This is a genomic window from Kitasatospora sp. CB02891, from assembly GCF_002803145.1.
GTDB lineage: Bacteria > Actinomycetota > Actinomycetes > Streptomycetales > Streptomycetaceae > Kitasatospora > Kitasatospora griseola.
The window spans coordinates 1-18,494 of the sequence record NZ_NNBO01000026.1; the positions used below are offsets into that span (position 1 = coordinate 1).

The 18,494-nt window shown below is 71.5% G+C and carries 13 protein-coding genes and 1 pseudogene; 6 read left to right on the forward strand and 8 right to left on the reverse strand.

The features are described from left to right. Together CG736_RS34885 and CG736_RS34890 are read left to right on the forward strand one after the other, a co-directional pair. Positions 1 to 633 (forward strand): annotated as a pseudogene (locus tag CG736_RS34885) (hypothetical protein); the annotation flags it as partial. A gap of 2 nt (positions 634 to 635) precedes the next feature. Beyond that, positions 636 to 1,283 (forward strand): hypothetical protein, encoded by a 648-nt coding sequence (locus tag CG736_RS34890; protein ID WP_100590113.1) that lies wholly within the window; start codon positions 636 to 638, stop codon positions 1,281 to 1,283. 68 nt (positions 1,284 to 1,351) lie between these two features. Here CG736_RS34890 and CG736_RS34895 read toward each other — a convergent pair whose 3' ends face one another. From CG736_RS34895 to CG736_RS34905, 3 genes are all read right to left on the reverse strand, one after another. Further along, a complete protein-coding gene (locus tag CG736_RS34895) occupies positions 1,352 to 1,795 on the reverse strand; it encodes a hypothetical protein (RefSeq protein ID WP_100590114.1) in 444 nt (147 codons plus the stop codon). 71 nt (positions 1,796 to 1,866) lie between these two features. Then, positions 1,867 to 6,711 (reverse strand): MobF family relaxase, encoded by a 4,845-nt coding sequence (gene mobF / locus CG736_RS34900; RefSeq protein WP_100590115.1) that lies wholly within the window; start codon positions 6,709 to 6,711, stop codon positions 1,867 to 1,869. A gap of 605 nt (positions 6,712 to 7,316) precedes the next feature. Next, complete coding sequence (locus CG736_RS34905; RefSeq protein WP_100590116.1) at positions 7,317 to 7,838, reverse strand: hypothetical protein; 522 nt, start codon at positions 7,836 to 7,838, stop codon at positions 7,317 to 7,319. A gap of 137 nt (positions 7,839 to 7,975) precedes the next feature. On the opposite strand from CG736_RS34905, the gene CG736_RS34910 reads away from it, so the two are divergent. Continuing rightward, positions 7,976 to 8,650, forward strand: coding sequence for a hypothetical protein (locus tag CG736_RS34910; protein ID WP_157815844.1), 675 nt, complete (start codon positions 7,976 to 7,978; stop codon positions 8,648 to 8,650). Between the two features lie 81 nt (positions 8,651 to 8,731). Here the strand turns inward: CG736_RS34910 and CG736_RS34915 are convergent, their stop codons facing one another. The 3 genes from CG736_RS34915 to CG736_RS34925 form a co-directional block, all read right to left on the reverse strand. Next, on the reverse strand, positions 8,732 to 9,883 hold the full coding sequence (locus tag CG736_RS34915; protein WP_100590118.1) for a hypothetical protein: 1,152 nt from the start codon (positions 9,881 to 9,883) through the stop codon (positions 8,732 to 8,734). Between the two features lie 68 nt (positions 9,884 to 9,951). Then, a complete protein-coding gene (locus CG736_RS34920) occupies positions 9,952 to 10,392 on the reverse strand; it encodes a hypothetical protein (protein ID WP_100590119.1) in 441 nt (146 codons plus the stop codon). A 72-nt stretch (positions 10,393 to 10,464) separates the two neighbouring features. Beyond that, on the reverse strand, positions 10,465 to 11,607 hold the full coding sequence (locus CG736_RS34925; protein ID WP_100590120.1) for a DUF6884 domain-containing protein: 1,143 nt from the start codon (positions 11,605 to 11,607) through the stop codon (positions 10,465 to 10,467). A gap of 177 nt (positions 11,608 to 11,784) precedes the next feature. Here CG736_RS34925 and CG736_RS34930 point away from each other — a divergent pair, with 177 nt between their 5' ends. Beyond that, positions 11,785 to 12,720: a hypothetical protein gene (locus tag CG736_RS34930; protein ID WP_100590121.1), complete on the forward strand. Its 936-nt coding sequence runs from the start codon at positions 11,785 to 11,787 to the stop codon at positions 12,718 to 12,720. A 729-nt stretch (positions 12,721 to 13,449) separates the two neighbouring features. Here CG736_RS34930 and CG736_RS34935 read toward each other — a convergent pair. Both CG736_RS34935 and CG736_RS36715 read right to left on the reverse strand, forming a co-directional pair. Beyond that, positions 13,450 to 15,447 (reverse strand): helix-turn-helix transcriptional regulator, encoded by a 1,998-nt coding sequence (locus CG736_RS34935; RefSeq protein ID WP_100590122.1) that lies wholly within the window; start codon positions 15,445 to 15,447, stop codon positions 13,450 to 13,452. Between the two features lie 424 nt (positions 15,448 to 15,871). After that, positions 15,872 to 16,150: a hypothetical protein gene (locus CG736_RS36715; protein ID WP_157815845.1), complete on the reverse strand. Its 279-nt coding sequence runs from the start codon at positions 16,148 to 16,150 to the stop codon at positions 15,872 to 15,874. A gap of 571 nt (positions 16,151 to 16,721) precedes the next feature. On the opposite strand from CG736_RS36715, the gene CG736_RS36720 reads away from it, so the two are divergent. Further along, positions 16,722 to 16,892 (forward strand): hypothetical protein, encoded by a 171-nt coding sequence (locus CG736_RS36720; RefSeq protein WP_157815846.1) that lies wholly within the window; start codon positions 16,722 to 16,724, stop codon positions 16,890 to 16,892. 316 nt (positions 16,893 to 17,208) lie between these two features. Beyond that, a complete protein-coding gene (locus CG736_RS34945; protein ID WP_100590124.1) occupies positions 17,209 to 18,387 on the forward strand; it encodes a hypothetical protein in 1,179 nt (392 codons plus the stop codon). The last annotated feature ends 107 nt before the right edge of the window (positions 18,388 to 18,494 follow it).

Here is an 18,494-nt window from a genome sequence, read left to right on the forward strand (position 1 = left end):
GGGCTGCGGCAGATCGCCGAGCAGGTCGGCCACTTCTCGCTGCTGGTCAGGGAGCTCCAGGAGAGCCAGGAGGCGGACGGGGAGGACGAGGAGGAGGAGTTCGACCCCAGCCAGGTCCCCGACTTCCTGTCACTGACCCAGGAGGACGCCGAGGTCACCTGGAAGTGGCTGATCAAGTGGGCGGGGGAGGTGCTCCGGCCCAACTACCTGGGCGGCAGGCGTTCGCCCTGGCGCCCGTGCTGGTACCTCCACCGCCGGGTGGTCCTGGAACTGATCTGGTGCTGCGCGTGCTGGCACTGGGCCTACTCGGTGAAGAAAGCCCCGCCGTCCCGGGCCGCCGACTGGGCGACGCGGTGGCTGCCCCACCTGGAGGCGTTCTTGGCCAAGCACCTGGAGCCGTGCGGCGCGGGCGAGACCTACACCGTGGGCGGCAAGAGCGTCGCCCGGCTCCACCGGCACCCGGAGAAGTACGCCGCCGCGTTCGCCTACCCGTACTCGCCGGACCACCAGCCGGAGCCCTGGGAGACCGATCCTGAGCGCCCCCGCCCGCTCACCCCGCTGGGGGAGCTGGTGGCCATGGACATCGCCCGCCGGCCGAAGGCCGAGACCAAGACCGACAGCGACTCGGAGTGAGCATGAATGACACGCACCCTGGGGACAACAAGCCCGCAGGCTGGCAGCCCTGGGACAACATCGAGGCATCCTCGACTCCCTCCCCGCTGGAGGGCGCCGTCGAACAGGCCCTGCACGACATGGAGCTGCTGGAGACGAAAACCCTCGGGGACAGCACGACCTACTTGCGGGTCGCCCGGCCGGGCACAGACGCGATGGAGCTGTGGGTGGAGCGCCACGGCGGGTATGAGGTGCTGATGACCGACGCCGGCGGCCGACCCCGGGACGCCTACCGGCGGCTGACCGGTCCGGATGCCCCGGAGAACCTGGCTGGCCAGCTGGCCGCCGAAGAAGACCTCTATGCCATCCAGGCCCGCGAGGACCAGGCCTTCGAGGCCCAGAGGGCCCAAGCCGCGGCCGAGGACGAGGCCCGCCGATTGGACGACGACCTGGCCGAGGGCCGCATCACGTCGGAGCAGCACCACGCCCTGGTCGCCTCGCTCCGGCCGGTGTCCGACGTGGCACCCGGTCAGGCGGCCTATGAGGGCCAGGTGCTGGCCGGCTACGAGGCCGAGCTGGCGGACGCGGGGCTGTCCGCCGCCCCGCTCGCCGAGCACGACGTCGAACCGCCGGGCATTGGTCCGGACGACGACTTCGGCCACGACCTGTAGCACCGCCGTCCGGCACGGCGGAGGGGCGGGACCACATCCGGTGTGGTCCCGCCCCTCCGCCGTTTCTCCTACGCGGCCACCCAGGTGTAGGCCCCTGGCCAGGGCTGATCGTCTGTCAGTCCTTGGAGCCACATCGCGGCGTGCTGGACACCGACGGCGTACGCCTGGGGGATCGACCCGCTCTTGTGGATCAATCCGTCGGCGGTGTCGTCCTCCAGCTCCAAGGCCTCGCTGTCGACCGGCCCGGTTCGGCCGGTGACCGGTGCCGGCCGCAGGCCCAGCGCCCACCGGTAGGTGTCCAGCACCGCGGCGTCGAACACGCTCGTGTCCGAGGGGTCTGCGCGCTGCTCGTCCGCCATCGCCGCGGCGATGGCCTCGACCTCGCCGCGCTGCCGCATCCCGACTAGGTGCGCGGTGGGGGCGGCAGCGGGGGGTAGGGGAGCGCCGAGCAAGGTCCAGTCCGGTACGGGCCCGGCGTGGGCGAGGGGCGGCGGCGCCCCGAAGCTGTCCATAACGGCACGGTAGCCCTCTGTGAGTACGGACGGTATCGGCTCCGGCGAAGTACCTGCCCGAGGCCGCTGCTCTACATGCCCAGGGACGGGCCCTCGGACCTCGGGTAGTGCACCGGCGGTGCCTGGGACTCCACTCGCTGAACGGGCTGGGCCGCAGGTGCTGCGGCGGGGGCGGCCTCGATCGAGGGGAACTCCAGCTCCCGCCGCAGCCGCTCGAACTCCTCGGCGCTGAGCGCGGGCTCCTCCGCTACCGCAGCTGCAGCGGCCTCGGCGGCCGCGGCTGCGGCCTGCTCGCGCTGCTGCTCGACGCGGGTCTCCAGCGTGCGCCGGGCCTCCTGGGCAACGCCCAGGATCTGGTCCAGGTACTCCTGGGTGTAGGCCGGCCGGTACGGCTGCTGGCCGGGAACCGCGGCCGCGACAGCCCCGTCGACGGAGTCCGCCGGCTGCGGGTCCGGCTCCGCGGGCGCGGGCGCTTGGCGGCGCTCAAGCTCGCGGGCAGCGAGTTCGGCGCCGGCCCGGGTCTGGGCGGTGTGCTCGTACCAGGCCTGTCGGGTCTCGTGCACCGTCGAGAGGACCTCGACCTGCTGGTCGGCGGCCTCGGCCATGGCCCGGGCGGTCTCCGCCTGCTCCTCGATCTCCGCCTGCACCTCGCTGGCGTCCAGGCCGTCGTGCAGGAACGGCACCGCCTGTAGCGCGACCATCTGCGCCACCGCCTGGTCCTCGGGGGAGACTTCTGGGCCGGTCATCGGCGACACCACGGCGTCGCTGACGGCCTCCTCGTGCTCGGCAACCCGCTGCTCGGCCTCCTCCGCCGCCCGCAGCTCCAGCTGCAGGGCCTGCGCCCGGTAGTCGTCCCGGGCCAGGCTCTGGCCCTTGAGCTCGTCAGCGACGTACGGCGGCGCCCAGGCCTCCTCGCGCTGCTGCCGCTCGACCATCGCGTTCAGCTCGGCGTCGCTGGCGCGGGCGAAATCGACGGCCTGGCCGTCGACGCCCAGGGCTCGGCGGGCAACATCCCAGGCGGAGTTCGCCGCGACCGCGCCCGCCGGCGGGGCGGACCCGATCGCGTCGTGCTCCGCCCGGTAGCCGTGCTCCTCGCGGTAGGCGGCGACCAATCCGGCGCGGCGGATCCACTCCTCGCGCGCCAGCGGGTCGTCCTGCGGCACCGCGCCAAGGCGCTCAACGGCCCACTGCGGGGGGTTCTCCGCGGTGCGCTCGCCCAGCTCGACGGCGCGCTGGTCCATCAGCTCGGTCAGCTGCCGCAGGTACTCGCCCTTGGGGCCCTCGATCTCCGGGGTCCGCTCCGCGTAGCCGAGCCGCTCAAGGCTGGCGGCCTCGGCGACCTCGGCCTCACGCTGTAGCTCGTAGCGATGGTGAACGTCTGAGTCCTGGCACGCATGCAGTACTTCGGCACCCAGGTTGAGGGCCGTGAACTGGCCAAGGGCGGCCTGCTCGGCCGGGGCGGGCCAGACGGGCTCCGTGTACACGGACCCGGCGTTGTCGAAGGTGGTGTGCTCCGGTTCCCCGACCTGCTCGCCGTCGACGTACACGGACCCGGCATCCTCGGGGGTAAAAGCGATCAGTTGCTGGGCCGCGATGACCTGCACGACCGTATCCGCCTGAGCCAGGACTGCGGCCTCGGCCTCGGCGGCCTCGGCGGCCGCCAGCTGCTCGGCGGCGAGCCGCAGGGTGCGGGCGATCTCATGGTCGGCGGAGGCGACCTCGCGCTGCAGGCGCCAGTGCAGAACTTCGCTGACGCTGGCGGCGTCGTCGAGTCCGCGCTCCCAGCCGACGACGCCGGCCAGCATCGTCTGCACGTCGTGCCCGCGGCTCTCGTGGTGCATGGCGAGGCGGACCAGGCTGCCAAAGGCCTCCTCCTGGCTGACATGCCGATACGCCTCGACGCCGAGCGCGTCGACCAGGACTTGGCCGACACGGCGCTGGGCGTCTTCCTCCAGCAGGTCGGTCCGGATCGGGCCGAGCACGGCCAGGTGGTGTGCGCGCTCGATCTCGGCGCGGATCGCCATCGTCGCGGACTGCTCGCGGTCCTCCCGCTGCAGGACACCGTCGAGGACGGCCATCATCTCCAGGCGGGGCGGCTCCTCGTCCAGGGCGACCTTCTGCACGTCCGGCTCGGTGATCGCGTAGGCCCAGTTCCCCTCGCGGCCGCGGGTCAGGGCGACGTACAGGAAGTTGCGGTTGGCGCTGGGGTCGACCAGGGCGTGGCAGGTGCTCACGGTGCGTCCCTGCGCGCTGTAGACGGTTCCGGCGTAAGCCAGGTCGACGTTGCTGGTCACGTAGGTCTTCGGCAGGTTCAGCAGGGCGCCGTCGGCGTACCGGACGGTCATGGTGCCGTGCTCGTCCAGGCCCACCACGGTGGCGACGTCGCGGTTGACGGCCCAGCGGCCGTCCGTGCTGACCAGACGCCGGTCGTTCTTCCGCAGCTGGACCTGGTCGCCGACGCCGACGCGGATCATGGTCTTCTCCCGGACCAGGTCGACGCCCTCGTCCTGGACCTGGCCGGCCCGCACCAGGTCCGCGCGGGCACGCATCGCCAGTTGGTGGGCCTGGTTGTTGGTGGCCGCGATCAGCAGGGAGTCGGTGCCCTCCAGGTGGTCGGCCAGCCAGCCCTGATAGGCGCGCTCGGCCATCTCCTCGGCGGTGCCGCCGCGCAGCCGGCCGCGGGCGTCATACTCCAGCAGCACGTCGCGCTCACCGGCGCGCAGAGCGAGGGAGGCTCCCCGCTCCCAGTCGCTGGTGAACCGGAGGACCTCGTCCAGGACGTGAACGTGGTCCAGGTCCTCGGCGAGCTGGCGGAACATGCCGCCCGCGCCCACCGAACCGAGCTGGGCGTGGTCGCCGGACAGCAGCACCTTGGCACCGACCTGCTGCGCGATGCGACGGACCTCATCCAGGTCAGCGGTGTCAACCATGCCCGCCTCGTCCACGATCAGCAGGTGCTGGGCGCGGATCTGGTACAGCGCCCGGTCCTTGTCGGACACGCTCTTGCCCGCGGCCAGGCGTCGGTTGACCTCCAGCACCTTGGTGAGGTTGGCGACGTTCTCCACGCCCTCTTCGGAGAGCACGTTCGCGGCACGCTGGCCCACCGCGACGCCCAGCACGAAGCCGCCAGAGTCCTCCCAGACCCCGGTGAGGGTGGCCACCATGCGGCTCTTGCCGGTGCCGGCCGGGCCGACGAGGACCTCGACCGCGCGGCCGGAGGTGGCGATCGACTCCAGAGCAGCGGCCTGGCCCTCGTTCAGCGAGCCGGCCGACAGCGCAGTGTCCACCAGGTCCCGCTCCACGACCCGGGCGCCGTAGGCCTCGGCCCGCTGCCGGATGCGGTCCTCGGCCTGGAGGTGGGCCTCGGTGGCGTACCGGACGAAGCCGTTGGGGTGCGGCTCGTAGACGAAGGTCCCGTCGGCGCGGGTCAGCTCCGCGGGGATCGGCACCAGGTGCGGGATGGTGGTGCGCACGACGCCCGTCCCGGAGCCGGGCTCCAGCGCGGCGTCCGCGAGTTCCGTGAGCAGGCCGGTGACCTGCCCCGGCTCCAGCGCGCCCAGGCAGTCCGGCAGGGCCTTGTTGATCGCGACGACCAGGTCCGACCGGGTCCAAGTCGAGCGCTCCACCTGGAGCGCCGCGACGGCCTGGTCGAGGACCTTCGCCGGGTCGAACGGAGCCGGATCGCCGGCCTGCAGCGACTCCCAGCGCACCCGGGCCGGGACGTCCGCCAGGCTCTCGCGGGTCTCCGCGATCGCGTGCTCCTCCCACCGCTGCAGCAGGCTCTGGCGGGTCGGCGCGGCGTGCTTCTTGCTCGCCCGAAGGTCCAGCGTCACGAATTGCGAGATCTTCGAGAGCTCGTAGGCGCTGGGGGTCCGGCCGTAGGTCTCCTCGAACTCCTTGACGTAGGAACTGACCTCGCGCCGGATTTCCGTGGACCTGGTCGAGAACTTCTCACGCAATTCCGGAGAGATACCCAGGATCTCCCGGGCCTGACCGTCCGGACGCATTCTGAAGCGGACGCCCTGGAGCCGGGTCAGCGTCTCTTCCGCGACCCGCTCGGCAAGGTGCCCGCCAGCCTGCTTGTGGTTGTAGAGCTCCTGTCCGTGCAGTGCCCGCCACACGGTGCGCTCCTCGCCGGTGGTGGGATCCACGTCGACGGTCGGCACCTTGTTGAGAACGGGAACGTGGACGTGGAGGTTGGGCTCATCGTTGCGGTTGGTGTGCTGCCGGAAAACCGCGTACACCCACGTTTTAGCTTCGACATACCGACCGGATGCTCGGCCTTCGACGGGCTCTCCGTGGTGTCCGGCCCGGGACATTCCGGCCTGTTCCTGCATGTATTCCATGCCCGCCCGGACACCGGTCATCCAAGCGTCCCACACCTGGTCCGCCTCCTCGTGGCGACCGGCCGCCTGCAGCGAGGCGTGGTAGATGCTCCACGACTTCGGCGCACTGAAAGTCAGGTCGAAATAGGTATTCGCTTCCCGGGTGTCCCGGCGAACTTCCTGCTCGATCTCGGCGCGGCGCTCGGGAGTCGCGTGCGGCTCCTTCGCCAATTTCGCCTCGATCCGCGCGGGAATCCCCCTCTTATAGTCCCGGGGAGCCGCGCCGAGGAGGTAGGCCTTACGGATCTTGCGCCCTTCGGCGCTGTCGCTCTCGACGCCGGCGGCCTTCAACTCGGCGTAGTAGTCGTCCCGGCGGCGAGGATCCAAGAAGTCCCGGTAGAGGTCGGCCATGACCGCCTCACCATGGACGTCGATCTCCCCGCCGAGGCCGAGCATCTCCGCCCCGGCGCCCGCCCACAGGCCCGCCGGTTCGCCCGCCTGTTCGATCGCCTTCAGGTAGTAGTGCTCAGCGCCGCGCCCGACCGACTTGGTCAGGTAGCCAGGGTCCGTGCCCTTACCGATGCTGAGCATGCGGTCACTCTACGCAGCGAAGCATGGTCACACAAGCGCCCATTGGATCGTGATGCATGGGAGTGGGGGATTTTAGCTTTGACCTGCATTGATTACGTTGGGTTAGTCTTGGAGTTCTTTGTCGTGGGCATGTTGCATTTGGCTCTCTGAGTGATCTTGCTCTGGGGTTGATCTTGGTGGGGTTCTACTGGTTGGTAACCTTGCGGATCGGGATGCATCGGTTTGATCTTGACCCTGCGCTTTGGTCGCTTGGCGATCTTGCTGGGGCTCCGAAGCTTCCCCGGCCCGCGGGTCGGGGACGCCCAGCGGGCCGGGGCGGGACGCTGACCTCGCGCACCCGCCTGTCATGGCCACTCTCGCGAGCGGGCGGGGGTGCGGCCCCCTCTCCCCGGCCTCGTGTGGCCCCGGCCCGAGTTGTGCCTGCGGGGGTTTCTTCCGTGCTGACCGACTGTCTGGCCTGGGGGTATATCGCCGACCTTTCCGAGCGCTGGTCGATTCCTGGACGGATGCCTTCCCCTGTGGCTACTATCACCCCGAGCAGCAATCACCACACAAAGCCCCCCGCGACGGAAGTCGCGGGGGGCTTTGGACTGTTACCCGACGTCTTACCAGAGGCCTTCCTGAACCGCTTTCGAGCTGTTGCCCGCCGCAATCGCAGCACCGATCGCCGCTTCCACGTCTGCCTCTTCCGCCAGGGCCGCCTTGATCGCCTCCCGAATGGCGACGGCCCGCCCGTGAGGGCCTCTCTCGTCGGCCAGCGGGTGCCCCGTCAGTACCCGCCTGGACAGGAAGTCCGCGACGTTTTCCAGCCGTTCTCCCAGGAGCCAGTGGTCCGGGTTCTGGCATGAGCTTTCATCGCAGGTGTGCCGGACCACTCGACCGGCGAGGTCGCCGGTTCCGTGGTGGATCGCCCACCCGAGCTGATGGGCGTTCACCACCCGGCGAGTGCCATCGCTCCGAGATCCGCACCGCAGCTTTCCATGGCCGGTGTCTGAAATGCTGGCCAGCCAGTACCAGCACGCGGCCGGGCCGCGGCGGTAGACCTTCTCCCAGTAGCGCCCGACGATCCGCTGATCGATGATCAGGGCGTCCCACGGAACCTGCCGGGCATTTGTCTGGGCTGCCATCGGGAAGGTTCACCTTCTCTTATTCTGGCCGAGTACGGCCGTCGGAACGGGCGGCGGGAATCAGTAGAATCTGACGACCCGTCGGGTCAGTCGGCCGGCACCGCCGGGTATCCCAGAGTGAGAGCCAGGCGGCTGCAGTGACCGAGGACAGGCGGGGAGCGATGGGCGAGGACGACCGGCACATCGGACACGGTCCGACGCTGGGGGACGTCTTCCCGGCCTTGGTGCTCACCGCCCTGGCCGCCGCCACCCCGCTCGCCCTGGTCCTCATGCTCGTCACCACCCTGGGGTGGTGGAGCTGCGTCGGCGCCGGGCTGTTCTCCGTCGTGCTGGGCCTGCTGGCACTGCGGCTGCTCCGCCGTCGCTCCGCCCCGCCCGCTACCGCACCGGGCCCGGCTCGGTTCACCGCCGATCAGCTCGCCGCACTGCCGGAACCCGCCTACCGGGAGGCCGTCGCCGGCCTGCTGCACCGGGACGGCTGGACGGTGCGAGAAGTTCCGGTCGGAGGCGACGTCCACCTGGTCGGCTCGCACGTCGGCGGATCCCGGATCGGGGTGCGCTGCATGCCCCGCGAGTCCTCCGCCCAGCGGGCGGAGGACGGCGCCGCCCTGCTGCGGCCGCTCGGTGCCCCGCCCGCTGGAGCGCCGACCGGCGCGCTGTGGCTGCTGGTCAGCCCCGGCGGGTGGTCCCGTACGACGGTGGCGTGGGCCGCCCGCACCAACGTCCGTCTCCTCGACGGCGCGCTGCTCGACCGCTGGTGCGCCGGCGAACACCTCGCCACCGTCCTCGTGCTGCGCCCCGAGGACCTGTAGACCCGCACTGTTACCCGCGGCGCGGGTATCGGCGGCCCGGGTCGGAGCATGCCCGGAACGCCAACACCCGCTCATGGCTCGCTACTGCCCGCTCGCGGCAGGAGGCAGTTCCACGCCCCGCCGGTCGAGCAGCATCCTCAACCGCTCGACCTCCAACTCGGCCCGGCCCGCTCGCTGCTCGACAGCTCCGCGCTCCACCACCAGGGCCTCGATCCGGCCTGCCCGCTGGTCCTGGGCCGTCTCCAGCTCGATAATCCGCGTCCGGGCCCGGTCCAGGTCGGCGCGCATGGAGTCGAGCGCCCTCTCGGTGGCCGCCGTGTTCGCCTCCTCCCGCTTCCCGGCCGCGTCGACTGCGGCCGCCGCGTTCCGCTGCGCCGCCTCGGCCTGGTCCCGGGCCTGGTCCCGCTCGGCAACCGCGGCCTGGCGCTCCGCGTCGGCGGCCTCCGCCAATGCGCGCTGTTCCTCGGCGGCGGCCTCGGCGACGCTGACCCGCTCCGCCGCGGCGGCCTCGATCTCAGCGATGCGCTCGGCCGCCTCGGCCTCGATCCGCGCCGTCGCCGCGGTGATCTGCGCCTCGAACTCGGCAGCCAGACGCTCCCCCTCGGCGTCGAGCTCGGCGATCTTGGCCTCGACGTCCGCGACGCGCTGCGTCTCCTGTGCCTCCAACCGGGCGAGTTCCTCCCGGTGCGCGGCGGTTCTCTGGTCGAGCTCGGCGAGCACGGCGTCGGCGGCTTCCTCGGCCTCGGCCTTCTCCTTCTCGGCCTTCTCCGCGCGCGTGGCGGCGGCGATCCTCAGCTTCTTCTCGCTGGCGGCGCGCTCGTCGGCCTCGGTCACCGCGCGCGCTGCGGCGAGCCCGGCTTCCTCGATCTGGGCCTCGGCGGCCTCCGGGTTGCCGGCCGACTGCAGCGCGTCCAGCCACCGGGGGATCTGCTCGCCGATGCTGGCGAGGTGCTGCTCGATCGAGCCCCGCAGCACGGCGGCGCTCGCCAGGGAGTCGGTGACCGGGCTGGTGCTGGCGGAGTCATCCTCGACCGGCACGAGGCTACTGTCGGCGGAGGCCTTCCTCATCGCCCGCCAGCGGGCAACTGAGTTGTGCTCGGTCAGGTGGCAGTACTTCGGCGCCGGGCCGGTCCGGGCCGGGTCCTTGGGCTCGGGGGGGTTCTGGCAGCCCGGGTAGTTGCAGGTGGCCTCGGCTCCCTGCGGTCCGGCGCTCGCCGGGGTTTCGGTGGTCAACGTTCAGTCCGTCCTGGGTCGGTCGGGCCCGGCTGGCACCGGGCAGGTCGGCGTGCCGACGGTAGCGGCTACAGCGGGTGCCCGTCGCAGTCGACGTACTCGCCGTCGGCGCGGCGGTGCGGCTCGAAGCACCCGACGTGGCGGTCGTCCCTGGTGTGCAGGTTGAGGAAGCGGACGGCGTCCTGCGCGGCGTCCTCCCAGGAGCCGAGCGGCTCCTCGGCGGCGGCCACGGTGCCATCGGCACCGGCGGCCTCCCAGAGGTAGCCGGCTCGGTTGGGCAACTCCTCGACCGCAGCGGTGCCTCCGACCGTCCCGGCGTACTTGGCCAGCCACTGGGTGATGGCGTTGTGCTCGGGGCGCTCGCAGAACGCCGACGGCCGCCGATGGTCCTGCTCGGCGAGCGGGCTGGTGCAGCCGTCGAAGGTGCAGTTCTCCCAGACCTCGTCCCGGACGGGTCGCAGCGGCGGCGAGGCGGGGGTGCCGAACATGGCGCTGGTGTTCTCGGACATGGTCCTTCTCCTTCGGTAGGTGCCGGGACTGAGGAGAACTCATCCCCCCGGCGGAGAGCGGCTGTTGGGGGGCTATGCGGCGACGGTGTACTCGGTCGGGTTCTCGCGCAGGGCGGTGAGTCGGCCGCGCTGCCGGCCGATGCCCAGGTGGGCGAGAGGGGTGCGGGCGTCGGGCCAGACGGCCAGGGCGCGCTGGGTGTAGGCGCCGGGCGTCAGCAGGACGACCTCGGCCGCTCTGGTCAGGCCGAGCTGTTCGGCCTGCTGCTGCAACTGCTCGACGCTGACGTGCCCGGGGTCGGCCCAGGTGTGTTCGTACAGCTCGATCTGCTGGTCCAGCGTCAGCAGGCCGTACCGGGCGGACAGCACCAGCACGGTCCCGCCGGAGGCGGTGAGGGCGTTCGCGGTACGGCGGGCGTGGGTGTGGAGGCTTCCGGTGTAGATCTCGCCCGCCGCCGCGGCGACGGGGAGCTTGCGTCCGGAGCAGGGGATCACGACCACCAGCTGCGGGGCGGCGGACGTGGTCGAGGCCTGCGCCTCGGTGTCCCACAGCGGCAGTTCGAGCTGTTCGGCGGCGGGGCCGGTGGTGGCGGAGGCGAGCAGCAGCTCGACGTCGGCCGGGTCGAAGGCGTCCTGGACCGGCACCCATCCGTACACCGCGAGGCCTGCAGCGATCGCGGGGGCCTGCTCCCACAGGACCAGATCGGGGTCGACGCTGGCGACGGCCTGGTCCTCCGGCGCGGCGAGGACGGCGGCGGCGGTGGCGAAGGCCTGCGCGCGGAAGTCGCGGGTGCGCTGGCGGAGGCCGGCCGGGGTGAGGGCTGCGACGTGGGCGGCGGCGCTGGAGTGGCGGGTCCACTCTCCGAGCGTCCGGACGGCGAGGGTGGCCAGCTGGTCCGTGTAGTCGACCAGCCGGGGGAGCGCGGCGGCGGCCCGGGCGACGTCCTCGGGAGAGCCCGACAGGGCGAGGACTCGGCCGGTCCCCGCGGCGGCCGCGCCGAACCGGGGTGCGAAGCCTCGGCCGGCGGCCGCGCGGGCAGCCGCCCGGGCCGGGGTCCCGGACAGTTCCAGGCGCATGCGCGCGGTGCCGTCCGCATCCAGGGTGAGGACCGGTTCCCCGGCGATGTAGCCGGCCAGTCGGCGCGCCCGCCGGGCGGCCCGCGCCGGACCCCAGCCGTCGTCACGCAGCGGCCACATCCCCGCACTGCTGGTCTCCATCACCCGCTCCTCCCGCCCGCCGAACCGGATTCCATTCTAACTCAACTCATTACATTACGTCAACTCAACTCATCCCGAGCTGCAATGAGTTGAGTTGAATTTCGGGTTTCACGGCATGCCGTGAATTGGGCTCCACCAGGCCGAATCACCGTGCGGGTGCCGGTCGTTGACCTGGGTATGGACCTCGACCAGCCCACCGCCGCCAGCACCGTCTCCGGCCGCTCCTACACCCGCACCAGGCCCCGCGGCTTCGCCGAGTGGAAGCCGCGCCGGGAGACCGCCGTCCTGATCGCGCAGGTGCAGGCGATCCTGGAGGAGTACCGGGACCACTTGCCGATGACGGGGCGTCAGATCTTCTACCGGTCCGTCGCCGCGTACGGGTATCCCAAGACGGAGGCGGCCTACGAGCGGCTGCTGGAGCACCTGGTGCGGGCCCGCCGGGCGAGGATGATCCCGATGGGCGCGATCCGGGACGACAGCGGCGCCGACTACTACGCCGGCGGGTACCAGGGGCCGGCCGAGTTCTGGCGCACCATGCGCTCCCGGGGGGAGTGGTACCAGCACGACCCGACGGCGGGTCAGCCCCAGGTCCTGGAACTGTGGGTGGAGGCCGCCGGCATGGTCCCGATGATCGGGCAGGTCGCGGTCGACTACGGCGTCTCGACGTTCAGCGGGGGCGGGTTCAGCAGCGTCACCGGCAAGTACGACGCGGCCGCGCGCATCAGCCAGCGGCGGCGCCCGACGACGGTGCTGGTGATCGGGGACTACGACCCCTCCGGCCTGAGCATCATGGACGCCGCGGCCGAGGACGTCACGGAGTTCACCATCGACCTCGGCGGGCGCCGGCCCCGCTACGTGCACCTCGCGGTGACCCCGGATCAGATCGCCAGGTACCAGCTGCCCACCGCGCCGCAGAAGGCCCGGGACCGACGGGGAGAGGTGATGGCGGAGACGGTACAGGCCGAATCGCTCTCCCCGACCCAGTTGGTCTCCATCCTGCGCCAGGGCCTGGAGGACCACCTCGACCTCGACGCCCTGGCTGCCGCCCGGCACCGCACCGAGGTGGAACGGGCCGAGATCCTCGAAGAGCTCGACCGGCTCGGCCTGGAGTGACCGACCAACCGACCGTGCGGGGGAAGGCCGTGTCCGGCACCGTAGGCCGGGGGCACGGCCGACCCGCGCTCGATAGGGGGCCCGCCGGTAGGTAGAAAGTCGCAGTTCAGAGCCACCACCGCCGGGCTGAGAAACGATATCGAATCTGTTCCCGCAGAGGGGGCCGGGCGTCTGCCCTCCGGCACAGTGAGTCGATATCGTTTCTCAGCTCACACGATCTTGATCAACTTCACGGCTTGGCCTGCTGTGGGGAGGGGTCGTCCGCGGGGCAGGCCTGAGCCGAAGAACCGTCAGACCTGGTTGTGGTGAGGGCGGTGGGGAGGTACCGCCTGGCGGCGTTCCGCCTTCTGTCAGACCCGCAGTGACCTGGGGAATTGATGGGGCGGAAGGTGTTGGGATGTCACGGCATGCCGTGCATCCGGGTTGGCCGCCCTCGCCGGGGCCGGCCCGCGGCTGCAGGGCGGGCGAAGGGCTCTGCGGGGCCTCTCCGCGAGCGCTGGCCGCCGGGCCGACCAGCCGGACACCGCTGTCACGGCATGCCGTGACAGCGGCCCTGTAGAGCTTCTGCAGGGCCGCTGCCGGTAGAGGTATCGAGCACGGGAAAACAGCAGGTCAGAGGCGGTAACCGACCGGTCGAAAAACGATATCGAATCCGGTTCGGCGGGCAGCGGAAGCCGCCTGCGGCGGGCCGCTCCGGTCTTCCTGGGTCGGGGGCGGCCCCGCTCGGGATCAGCCGGTCAGATCGACCAGGTGAAGCTGGGAGGGGTCCACGACCTGGTCCTGGTCCTGGAGGTGCACGGCGCGGTGCCACAGGCCTGCGGCGCCCAGGCGCTCGGCCTCGATCGCCCAGGCCCGCTGGTGGTCGGCCCGCAGGGTGACTCGGCCGTCCGCGGCGGTCTCGGCGATCTGCGGGTAGGCGCGGGCGGTGGGGTCCGCGCCGGGCAGGACGCCCTGGTCCGCGCCGGGGCGCGGACCGATCCGGCGCTTGGCGGCACGGTCGAGGCGGCTCCACTCGACGTGGGCGGCCCACCAGGCGGTGACGGCCTGGTCGACCAGGGTCCGCACCGCGAGGTCGGCGGTGCGGCCCAGGACGCGGGCCGCGCGGGCGGCCTGGGCGAGGGTGCGGTCGGTGCGCCGCCAGCGGCCGGCCTTGTCCTGCTCGACCAGGCCGAGCTCGGCCAGGCGGACGAGGTGGCGCAGCGCGGTGCGGGGGGAGTAGGGGCTCAGGGAGAGCAGCTGCTCGGTGGTGGCGACGACCTGGTCCTCGACGGCCAGCAGCGTCCGGCGGGCGTGGTGGCCGATGCGGTGCCAGATGTCGCCTTGCTGCAGGACGATGCGGTCGCCGACCGCCGCGCGGAGGTCCATCGCCGGGGCGGCTTCCTCGGTGGTGGCGACGGCGCAGGCGTGCCCGCTCTCGCCGGTGCAGACGTGCCCGGCGGCGAGGGTGATTCGGCGGCCGGTGCCCTGGTAGAGGTCGGCCTCCTCCAGGACGGTGATCCAGCCGTCGGCGGCGATGCGGCGCAGCGCCCGGTTGGCGGTTTCGTGGCTGCGGCCCATCAGGACTCCGACTCGGCGGCAGTCCGCGGTGACCTCGGTGGTGCCCGCCATCAGCATCAGGTGGGCCAGGGCGTGGAGGGCGGCGAGGTCGCTGGGGCCGGAGGGCCGGGTCCAGCGGGCGGTGCCGGCTGCGGCGGCGCGGGCGAGGAGGTCGGCGACGTCGGCCAGGACCTCGTCGTAGCCGCGGCTGCCCTGCTCGGAGCCTCGGGGCATCCGGGCGGCGTCCTGCACGGCCAGGTACCAGACACGCTTGATGCGGCGGTCGGCCTCGCGCTCGTCCAGTGGGGCGCGGTTGCCGGTGACGGAGCGGGCGGTGCGCAGCCATTCCAGGGACGGGGCGGCGGCGCGGTCGCGCACCAGCAGCTGCAGGTCAGCGAGCGTCCCGCCGGCCAGGGCCAGCGAGCGGGCGCGGCAGTGGACCAGCGCGGAGTGGTCCTCGTCCTGGCGGGGCCGGTAGGCGAGGGCGTGCAGCGCAGCCGGACCGAGCGAGCGGCGCGGGACGTCCAGGCGCAGGCTCTGACGGTCCGTCACGATGGCGCGCTGGACGGGGCCGCGCGCGGTAATGCTGGCGGGCACGCCGTCTTCGCTGCCTCCGGCGAGCGGTTCGGGTAGCAGGCCGGCCGCGCGGGCCAGGCCTTCGAGGGCGTGGGCGAGACGGGCGAACGCGGCGGGTGTCGCCCCGCGCTGCAGCACGCGCACGGCGGTGTCGACGTCGTCGTCGGCGAGGACGGAGTGGCCACCCTCGCGGTGGGCGGCGCCGGGCGGGCGCACGCAGCCGGTGCGGGGGTTGAGCAGGGGGGCGATGTCGAGCGAGGGGCACAGTTGCTCGGCGGCGCGGGCGAGGCGGGCGACCAGGTGGGGCCCGAGCCCGGCGGGGCAGGCGGTCCACAGGTGGCGGCCGCCGCTGGGGCCAGAGGTGGCGACGACGACAGGGACGCCGGCGGACAGCAGCAGCGCGCGGAGCCGCGCTTCGTCGGCGTCGACCTGGGCGCGACCGCCGCGGCTCGCGTCGAGGTCGAGGGCGACCAGGGTGTAGACGGGGCCGAGGCCGCGGCGGTGGACGGCCAGGTGCATGGCCACCGGCCGCACGGCGTCGACGTCTTCCAGCCGGATTTCGGTGCTGTAGCTGTTGACCCAGCCGCGGCCTGACACCTGGTCGGCGGCGCGCACGGTGCGGCGCGGCGACAGCGCACGGGTGAACCTCGCAGCGACTGGTGTCTCCCTCTTGGGGGTCCGACCTGCGGAAGTTCGGGTGGTGGCTGTGCAGTTGGCGCTGGCTCGATCGGGCCGGTGGGACACACCGGCAGCAGAGATGGGGGTGCCGTCGAGCCGGGGTGTTGCTACGATTGGATCGCTCCCGGTTCGTATATGGGCGCACGCGAGGGGCCCGGCCGGCTGATTACCGGACGGTCACGAGCGAGTAGTGCAGTGCAGTTTGTGTGATGAACCTCCTGTTCTCTCCAAGGGCGGGTGGTGCAGGTACAGGACCGACAGCCGGTGCTTTCTCAGGGCTGGTGGCTGTGGTCCCCGACGGACGATGTGGTCTCCCCCGGTTGATTAGGCCGGGGCTTTCTGCATGTCCGCTTCTAGCGAGCTAGCCGACGAGCGGTAGCTCCTGCTGGTCTTCTTCCGACTCCGGGTCCTTCGGCCGGGCGTCCAGAATCGGGCGCCCGTCGGAGTCCACCGGCATCTGCTCGATGAGTTTGTCGAGCAGGCCCGCGACGGACATGCCGGCGGCAGACGCTGCGTCGATGATCTTCGTTGCGGATGCAGGTCGCAGAGAGATGCCCGTCCGCCAGTTGCCTGACGCCGGGTCGTACTTGATGCGGCGGTGCGACTGAGCCTCGCCGCGGGTTCGTCCTCTCGTTGCCATAGTGGTGATCCTGTCACGTGCGACGCCCGATGCACTACAAAACCGAGATTTACACGGCGTGTCGTGAGCAGGATCGGCCGCTTCGTAGCCCGACGGCCCATTAATCCGATTTGCCTAAGCGATGCCTGATGACCCTTCGGCGAGGCGGCCGTCTGCGACTGCGCGGGCGCGTAAGGGAAGCCCTGCGCGCCCGCGCAACCCGCGGACACGCCTGTCACTCGATCGTGCACAGGCCTGTGCGGTGGGGGAGTTGACGGACAGCAAGAACCCGGGGCAGGCCTGCTCGTTGCACCGAATATGAGTAACAGCATCGGTACGACGCGGCGCGGGGGGCTCGGCCGCGGGCTCAGAGGCCTGATCGAGGACAGCGCCAGCGCGCCCGAACACAGTCCCGCGTCGCCGCGCGCCAATGCAGCCGAGCGCACCGCTACGGCGGACCGCACGCTGCAGCAATGCCTTGAACTAGCCCGGAGGCGTCGGACGAGCCGCAGCACTGAGCACAGCGCGGCTGCTTTCCGGCTGATCAGGTAGCGCCGGCCCAGTCGGTGGCCAGCCAAGGTGGGGCGCGTGGTTGGGGGTTGAGATTGATCAAGGGGCGCTCTTCCGCGACACCGAGACGGCACTGGTCCGGGTGACCGCCCAGGCCGCCGCCATGCTGCCCACCGAGGCCGAGGCTGGCCGGTCCTCCGCCGCGGGCGGCGTGCTGAAGACCCTGGAGCACGCGCACTGGACCGAGGGCTGACTGCACCACCTCACCGGCCGCCGGCCCCGGCCAGTCCAGTGGGCGCGGACAAGCCGGACGACATGGCCGAGGAGTTCTCCAACTGGTTCGCCGACTGGGCGGACGCGACCCTGATCGAGCCCAGCAGGCGCAGGGCGTGCCGGAGACCGCTGGCGATCGCCCCTCTCTCACCTTCGCCGGCCCCGTTCAGGGACGGCACACACAACCGGACGCACTACTTGCACATGCTGAAACCACTTGCATCTGACAGGCCATCACTTCACACTGAAACCAGTTTCAAGCACGACAAGTGCTTGCCGACGAATAGGAGTTGGACATGCCGTCCGCCGCCAGCACCACCGACTTGACGCTCGTCCCGATGGCCGACGACTGGACGCCCCCGACGTCCTGGAAGCGCGAGAACCGGCTCGCCGACCGCATGCCGGGCTACGAGGCGAACATCCTCTATGTCGTGGACATCTCCCGGCGCGAGCTCTCGGTCATCCCGGTCCCGGACTCGACCGGGACCGACACGGGCGAATGGGTGTCGTACGACCACCAGTCCCGCGGAGTGGTTCCGACCCGCTTCCACCTCGGGTCGCTGAACCTACGGTTCCACCCGGAGTTCGCCACCCCGGAGCACGCCAACGTCATCCTCACGGAGGCCGCGCCGCTCGCCCTAACCATCGTCGACCACCTGCTGCCGGTCATCGGCACCAGCACGTACGACTGGAGCGCGGCAGCGGACATGGCCAAGTCCGAGGCAGAACACCTGATCGAGCGCTACCCGTACCGCGGCACCGAGCACGACTTCCCTCACTCGCACCACGCCTACCGGATCGAAGCCAACACGTTCTTCAAGGCGCTGCCCGACCTCATCCAGCCCGAGTGGGCCGAGGACGGCGATGACCGCCTGGAAAGCACCCTGCAGGCAATCCACCAGGTCTTCCACGGGGTCTCCGGAGTGGAGGACAACTTCAAGCTGCTGCTCAAGCTGACGACCACTGGGCAGCTGCCGGCGGACGTGAACGGGCGAACTGTCACGCAGTTCCATCTGGTGGGAGTCCGTGCCTGGCTGTACGAGCTGCGCAAGGAGCGGGCCGGCGATCTGACGCCGGTGGACGCCTCTCGCTGGGACGGAATCACCGCCTACGCGCTGCGGGTGGACGGCGACTCCACGCCGGAGCACCTGGATCGGATCGCCGAGCAGGTGACGATGGCGGCGGCCGAGCAGGGGGTGAAGCTGCTCGGTGCCCGGAGCTGGGCTTGGGCAGTGTGCAAGCAGCGGCGCGCCAACGTCCGGGCCGAGCTGGAGGAGCTCGGGAAGCAGATCGCAATGTGGGAGAAGGACCTCGCGCCGGCGAAGAAGAAGCGCCGGGCCCTGGTCACCCGGGTGCTGTCGTGGGGCGAGTACGGGGACACCAACTCGTCGCTGGGGACGCTGGCCTCCATGTCGCACACGGCGGTCGGTGCGATCCGGGACGCCCTGGAGCGCGAGGACGAGACCTCCGAGTAAGGCGCCGGTGTCCGGGACCGTTGAGGCCGGCCCCGGACCGGTTTCATCATCGCAGCTGGGCCCCGCACCGGACGGTGCGGGGCCTGGGTGTCTTGTAGCCGCGTCCC

Excerpts from the sequence above, each read along its gene's own strand:
- CG736_RS34890 (WP_100590113.1), top strand. The coding sequence starts at position 636 with ATGAATGACACGCACCCTGGGGACAACAAGCCCGCAGGCTGGCAGCCC.
- CG736_RS34895 (WP_100590114.1), bottom strand. The coding sequence starts at position 1,795 with ATGGACAGCTTCGGGGCGCCGCCGCCCCTCGCCCACGCCGGGCCCGTA.
- mobF (WP_100590115.1), bottom strand. The coding sequence starts at position 6,711 with ATGCTCAGCATCGGTAAGGGCACGGACCCTGGCTACCTGACCAAGTCG.
- CG736_RS34905 (WP_100590116.1), bottom strand. The coding sequence starts at position 7,838 with ATGGCAGCCCAGACAAATGCCCGGCAGGTTCCGTGGGACGCCCTGATC.
- CG736_RS34920 (WP_100590119.1), bottom strand. The coding sequence starts at position 10,392 with ATGTCCGAGAACACCAGCGCCATGTTCGGCACCCCCGCCTCGCCGCCG.
- CG736_RS34925 (WP_100590120.1), bottom strand. The coding sequence starts at position 11,607 with ATGGAGACCAGCAGTGCGGGGATGTGGCCGCTGCGTGACGACGGCTGG.
- CG736_RS34930 (WP_100590121.1), top strand. The coding sequence starts at position 11,785 with ATGGACCTCGACCAGCCCACCGCCGCCAGCACCGTCTCCGGCCGCTCC.
- CG736_RS36715 (WP_157815845.1), bottom strand. The coding sequence starts at position 16,150 with ATGGCAACGAGAGGACGAACCCGCGGCGAGGCTCAGTCGCACCGCCGC.
- CG736_RS34945 (WP_100590124.1), top strand. The coding sequence starts at position 17,209 with ATGCCGTCCGCCGCCAGCACCACCGACTTGACGCTCGTCCCGATGGCC.